Origin of the sequence: Microcoleus sp. Pol11C2 (assembly GCF_036701505.1) — a bacterium.
Classification (GTDB): domain Bacteria; phylum Cyanobacteriota; class Cyanobacteriia; order Cyanobacteriales; family Microcoleaceae; genus Microcoleus.
Window position 1 is genome coordinate 1 of record NZ_JAUBQX010000116.1, and the last position, 1,675, is coordinate 1,675.

Annotated in this window: 3 protein-coding genes; 2 read left to right on the forward strand and 1 reads right to left on the reverse strand. The window is 47.0% G+C overall.

From position 1 onward, the window contains the following. The coding region (locus QUA42_RS27520; protein ID WP_333141846.1) for a hypothetical protein at nucleotides 1–220 on the forward strand (220 nt) is incomplete at its 5' end. Nucleotides 221–298: 78 nt separating this feature from the next. Here the strand turns inward: QUA42_RS27520 and QUA42_RS27525 are convergent. Next, the gene (locus tag QUA42_RS27525) at nucleotides 299–1,321 is read right to left on the reverse strand and encodes an ATP-binding cassette domain-containing protein (protein WP_333141848.1); all 1,023 of its coding nucleotides are present in this window, start codon (nucleotides 1,319–1,321) and stop codon (nucleotides 299–301) included. Between the two features lie 247 nt (nucleotides 1,322–1,568). On the opposite strand from QUA42_RS27525, the gene QUA42_RS27530 reads away from it, so the two are divergent. Continuing rightward, on the forward strand, nucleotides 1,569–1,675 hold a 107-nt coding region (locus QUA42_RS27530), incomplete at its 3' end, for an IS1/IS1595 family N-terminal zinc-binding domain-containing protein (RefSeq protein WP_445301385.1).

Here is a 1,675-nt window from a genome sequence, read left to right on the forward strand (position 1 = left end):
GTCAATATACTTACACACAGAAAATTATTTAGGATTGTTTATAAATATAGAAAATCATTTAGGATTGCTATATAAAACAATCCTGGATGCAACATCACCACAGACGGGGGCAACCACGAGGGATTGCCGCTACAAAACGGTATATATAGAGGCTTTGCGTAAGTCCTATAATTGTCATCCCGAACGAGAGTGTTGCGCTCTTCGTGAAGGGTTGCTCTGATAATGAAAATTTACCGTATTACAAGGACACGGCAGTGCCGTGCCCCTACAGATGTCGCTTTCCACCAGTTGGTATAATTTACGATCGCATCGCCTGTTTTTGCTCCGCCTTCAAATCGCGGTTGCTAGCAGCAGCCAACTCAGCATCCAACAGCGTCTTACCAGTCGCAGCCAAATACACATCATCCAAACTCGGCCGAGATTGAGCAATCCCAAAAGTAGGCAATCCAGCATTTTTTAAAGCTTGCTGAATAGTCACCAGCGCATCGCTTTGCGGTGTTACTACTAAATTCAGAGAATTTCCTTGAGCCGCGTTGACAATTACTTCCTGCACAAAAGGCAGAGATTGCATCAGATTTTTAGCTTTTTCGGCTTCTTCGATCGGCGAAAACTCCCGAATCCGCAGAGTCACCCGATCGCCCCCAACCCGATTTTTCAACTCCTCCGGGGTCCCCTCAGCAATTACCGTACCCTTGTCAATAATCGCCACGCGATCGGCCAAAGCGTCAACTTCTTCGAGATAGTGACTCGTAATCAAAACCGTCGTACCTTCCTCCCGCAAGCGCCGCAGGAAATCCCACACTACCACCCGGCTTTCAATGTCGAGCCCGACAGTCGGTTCGTCTAACACCAAAACATCCGGCTGGTGAAGCAACCCAGCAGCTAAGTCGAGGCGTTTGCGGATACCGCCGGAATAAGTGCCCGTCTTTTTATTTTCCCACTCCTCCAAACCGAGGAGTTTCACCATTTCGTCAATCCGCCCTTTAATCGTATTGCGCGGCAAATGGTAAAGCGCTGCTTGCAGTTGCAGGAGTTCCCGCCCCGTCAGCACCTTATCGAGAGCCACTTCTTGGGCGACGTAGCCGAGTTTTTGTCTGGCAATTCTCGGCTGACTGACAGCAGAAATGCCAGACACTTCAATGCGTCCGCTATCGGGCGCACTCAAAGTACAAAGTACCCGCAGGGTTGTGGTTTTGCCTGCACCGTTGGGGCCTAGCAAACCAAATATTTCCCCCGGTTCTACCTTGAAGGAAACATCTTTAACGGCTTCTACAGTGCCGTAGCGTTTCTGAAGATTTTCAATTAAAACGGCGGGAGCCATATATTTTGGGGATGAACTGGTTGTTAATATTTTGACACTTCCGGGCTCAAATTGCCGGAATGGTCGATCGACTAATGCGACTGGCTGTGCTGGTAACGATCGCACACTCCTCCTCAACCGGAAACTGCTTATAGTTTTGATTCTTAATATCAGTTTAAAAAATATTCACTTTAGAGCGGTTTTCAACCCTGATATTCATCAGTTTTCCGGCGTTGCTGAGTTAGAGTATGAATAGGAGGAATAATTTATGCAATGCCCAGAATGTAAATCAACCCAGATCCGTAAAAACGGCAAGAAGAAAGGAAAACAGAATCACATTTGTGTCCAATGTGGTCGTCAATTCATTAATCAGTA